4 protein-coding genes are annotated in these 3,829 nt (G+C 63.3%); 1 reads left to right on the top strand and 3 read right to left on the bottom strand.

Annotated features, from left to right (window positions below; genetic code table 11):
- Positions 1–625, bottom strand: a 625-nt coding sequence (locus EOM25_12950; GenBank protein NCC26082.1) for a valine--tRNA ligase, incomplete at its 3' end; no start/stop codon positions are given.
- Between the two features lie 142 nt (positions 626–767).
- Between EOM25_12950 and EOM25_12945 the strand changes: the two genes are divergently transcribed.
- Positions 768–2,036, top strand: a complete 1,269-nt coding sequence (locus EOM25_12945; protein NCC26081.1) for a biotin--protein ligase — start codon at positions 768–770, stop codon at positions 2,034–2,036.
- 6 nt (positions 2,037–2,042) lie between these two features.
- On the opposite strand, the gene EOM25_12940 is transcribed toward EOM25_12945, so the two are convergent.
- Together EOM25_12940 and EOM25_12935 are read right to left on the bottom strand one after the other, a co-directional pair.
- A complete protein-coding gene (locus EOM25_12940) occupies positions 2,043–3,173 on the bottom strand; it encodes a M20 family peptidase (GenBank protein NCC26080.1) in 1,131 nt (376 codons plus the stop codon).
- Positions 3,157–3,829 (bottom strand): HD domain-containing protein (locus EOM25_12935; protein NCC26079.1); only part of this gene is annotated, 673 nt, incomplete at its 5' end. The genes EOM25_12935 and EOM25_12940, both read right to left, overlap by 17 nt.

Genomic DNA, 3,829 nt, shown 5'->3' with positions numbered 1-3,829 from the left:
CCAGCGGGTAGGCGATCTCGAACAGCCCGTCGTCGGCCTCCTCGTGCTCCACTTCCAGGTCGGCCAGGGCCGTGTGGCAACGCGGGCACCAGTTGATGATGTAATCACCCCGATAGATGAGACCCTCGTCAAAGAGGCGGACAAACACTTCCCTCACGGCCCGGGACAAGCCCTCGTCCATGGTGAACCGCAGTCTGGTCCAATCCACCGAGGCCCCCATCCGCCGGACCTGATTGAGTATCTTGTTGCCGTACTCCTCCTTCCAGACCCAGACCCGGTCGATGAAGGCTTCGCGACCCAGTTCGTCGCGGGTCTTGCCTTCGGCGGCAAGAGTCCGCTCGACCACGTTCTGGGTGGCGATGCCGGCGTGGTCCGTGCCCGGAACCCAGAGGACCTTGCGCCCCAGCTGGCGGTGATGGCGGCAGAGGATATCCTGCAGGGTCAGATTCAGGGCATGGCCCATATGCAGGGAGCCGGTCACGTTGGGCGGCGGGATGACGATGCTGTAGGACTCCCCGGGGCCGTCGGCCCTGGGTGTGAACGTCTCGTTCGTCTCCCAATGCTCTCGCCATCGGTCTTCGACTTCCCTGGGCTCATAGCCCTTGGGCAGGTTGTGGTCGGACATGACTCGCCGTACTCCGTGCTGATCTGGGTTGAAGGATGAAGAAAAGAAAGGACCAAAAGACCAAGAGCCCTGAACTATTGGCACCGGGTCCAAAAATCAAGCCCGGCTTGCCCGGTGTCCGGCGAATCTATACCATAGCCCCATGCCCGACTTTGAACCAGCCCTCATTCATATCCTTTGGGACGAATCCCACCTCTGGGGGCTCATGCTCAGACATGCCGCCGAATACTGGAAGTGGCCGGCGGCCTTCGTGACCGCGGCCCAGGTGGCCGAGGGAATCCTGGACCGGGCTCGACCCCGAGTCTTGATCGTTCCCGGGGGTTGGGCCGCCCTCAAGGCCAGAAGCCTGGGCCAGGAAGGCCGAAAGGCTATCCGCCGGTACGTAGACTCCGGAGGGAAATATCTTGGATTTTGCGGAGGGGCCGGACTGGCCCTGTCATCGATCTCCCGGAGCAGGGGCCTGGACCTCTGTCCCTGGGGCCGCAGAGCCATGGCCGAACGATTGCCCAACTTCAGCGGCCATGTCCTCTGCCGGATTTTGCCCAACGGGCCGAGCTCTCCCGGAGAGGCCACGCTCTCCCTCCCGGTCTGGTGGCCTTCCCAGTTCGCCCCCAAGCCGGAATTCCCGGTGGAGGTCCTAGCCGTCTACGAAACGCCGGAAAACGACTTCATGGCCGCCGACGTCTGGACCGACCGCATCGACCAAAAAGACCTGCCGGCCTGGGAGGCCCTGTACGGCATCAATATGGACCCCGCTATGCTGGTTGGAGAGCCCTGCGTGATCCGAGGCCGTTTCGGCCGGGGCCTCTACGTCCTGAGCTACCCCCATCTGGAGACCCCTGCCTCGCCCCAGGCCAACGCCCTGCTCTCGGATCTGCTGGCCGACTGGACGGGTCTCACGCCAGGTCCGGCCCTGCCCGAATGGCGGCCTGATCTGACCCCGGTCCTCTGGCCTGACCCAGCCTTGGAGCAGGGACGAATCCTTCTCGATACCCTTGTGGATTTCGGGCGGGACCAGTTTCTTTTGCGCTGGAGGCGTCCTTGGCTTTTGAACTGGAGACGGGGAATTCCCGGATCGGCCTTGACCGCCCTCTGGGTCATGAACCGGCTGGCCATGGCCCGGGAACCTGGCCCGGCAGCTCTCGCCTACTGGACCTCTTCCCGAGACGAATTCCTGAATCTGATGACGGAATTCCAGCCTGCCTGCGCCCGATACCTGGCCCTGGAGCGGCTCAGCCTGGCTGCAGGGCCATCGTCGCCGGAACGCAGCGCTTCGGCCGCCGTCCAGAACGAGCGGGAACGATTGTTTGGATGCTTCCCGGGGTACGGGGGGATTTACGGAGATCTTCTGCGCCTTCTGGACGGCCTCCATCTTCTGCTGACGACAGAAAACGGCTCGAAACCGGCCTGAAACCCTTCAGTTCCCGTTCGCCCAACCCAGGGCCAGCCGGGTGAAAATCTCCTCGGCTTGACGGATGTTCTCCACCGGGCAAAACTCGTCGGTCATGTGAGCCTGCCCTTCCTCGCCAGGGCCGAGGATGACCGTTGCCGGTTGTCCGCAGGCCTCCCAAAGGGTGCTCCCGTCGGTGAAATAGCGGATGCCCTCCACCCGGCAGGGCTTGCCGGTCACCCCCTCCACAACCTCGAAAACCCGCAAAGCCCATGGGTCATCAGGTTCGGTCCAGATCCCCTGCTGATCGTCCAAGACCTCCAGTGCCTCCAACTCCGGGCCCAGGGTCTGCCGCAGCCGGCCCAACAGTTCGACATGGACCAAGCCCGGAATAGTCCGGATATCCAGGCCGATCTCGGCCCGGTCCGGAATACAGTTCAAGCTGGCTCCGGCCTGAAATGTGGTCAGTGCCAGGCTCGGCTCGCCCAAAACGGGATGGGACTGACCATCGAAGGGAAAAGAGCGCAGACGCTCCGCAAGGTCCAGGGCCTTTAGCAGGGCGTTGTCTCCGAGTTCGGGACTCGAGGCGTGAGCCGTTCGGCCCTTTGTTCCGGCCTTCAGCCAGAGGACTCCCTTGTGGCCCAAGCGAGGCCTGTTCGACGTCGGTTCGGCGATGAGTACGGCCCTAACCGGACACAGAAGCCCGCGATCCCGGAGAGCCGCGACCCCTTTGCACCCGGTCTCCTCGGCCGCTGTCAGGGCCAGTTGGAGGCTCGGCCCATTGGGGCCGAAGGCCGAGGCAGCCCGCATGGCCGCGCAGACCATGGCCGCCAATCCCGATTTCATGTCACTTGTGCCCCGGCCGAACATCCGACCGTCAACGATTTCCCCGCTCAAGGGATCAAAAGACCAGGGAGCGGACCCGAACGGAACTGTGTCCATGTGGCCGCTGAAAAGGAGGGTCCCTTCTCCGCCGCCTTTCCGGGCCATGACATTGGACCGCCCCGGGGCGAACTCGTCCAGAAGAACATCGAACCCTGCCGACTGCAGGAGTTCGGCCAAAACCCGGGCTACGCACTCCTCGTTTCCCGGCGGATTGACGGTATCCATGGCCACCAGGACCCTTGTCAGCTCAACGCTATCAGGAATGGCGGACATGATGCCCTCCCGATTCGACACTGTTTTGACAGAGGGTTCTGGCTATCCACTCCCTCAGGGCTTGGAACTCCTTCCTCGCGGGCAGGCCGACCAAGAGGCTCTCCGAAAATTTCCGCTCGGCGTACCTTTTCCGACTGGCCGGAAAGGTCAATGCTCCGGCCCAGGAACAGAGCAGAAGCCTGAAATCGTTGGTCCAGCGCATATCCTGGTAGCGTACGTCCCGGCCTTCAAGAACCTGCGCCAGAACAGCTGGGGTGTAGGACGTTGGGTCGGGATCGAGATGAAGGCAGACCACCGGATTATACGGAGCCCCGGGGCGTAGGTGCTCGATCATCACGGCAACGATGTCCAGTTTGTCGGCGTCCCGGACGACACGAAGGGCCGCGTCCGTGTCCGGTTCCAGTCCGTCCGGGACCAGACGCTTGTTATGCAGGCCAACCACCTTGCGAAGATCGGCCCGAAAGGCGACGTCCAGGCCTTCAGTCAAGTCGGCGTTCTCGGGACGGGCGAGGACTTCGGCCCCGAGATCCCCGTGATCCAGGGATTTCCTGTCGCTGTAGGTCTTGAAGACGGCATACTGCTCAAACCGGCCCACGTCGTGGAACAATGCCCCGGCCAGGGCCAGTTCCACCGTACGGCCCCTGAACCCTGCGGCC

Source organism: Deltaproteobacteria bacterium (assembly GCA_009929795.1).
Taxonomy (GTDB): domain Bacteria; phylum Desulfobacterota; class Desulfovibrionia; order Desulfovibrionales; family Desulfomicrobiaceae; genus RZZR01.
The sequence above is the reverse complement of the archived record's forward strand: the minus strand, read 5'-3'. Positions and strand labels throughout refer to the sequence as shown.

Coding starts and splice junctions, on each gene's coding strand:
- EOM25_12945 (NCC26081.1), top strand. CDS start 768: ATGCCCGACTTTGAACCAGCCCTCATTCATATCCTTTGGGACGAATCC.
- EOM25_12940 (NCC26080.1), bottom strand. CDS start 3,173: ATGTCCGCCATTCCTGATAGCGTTGAGCTGACAAGGGTCCTGGTGGCC.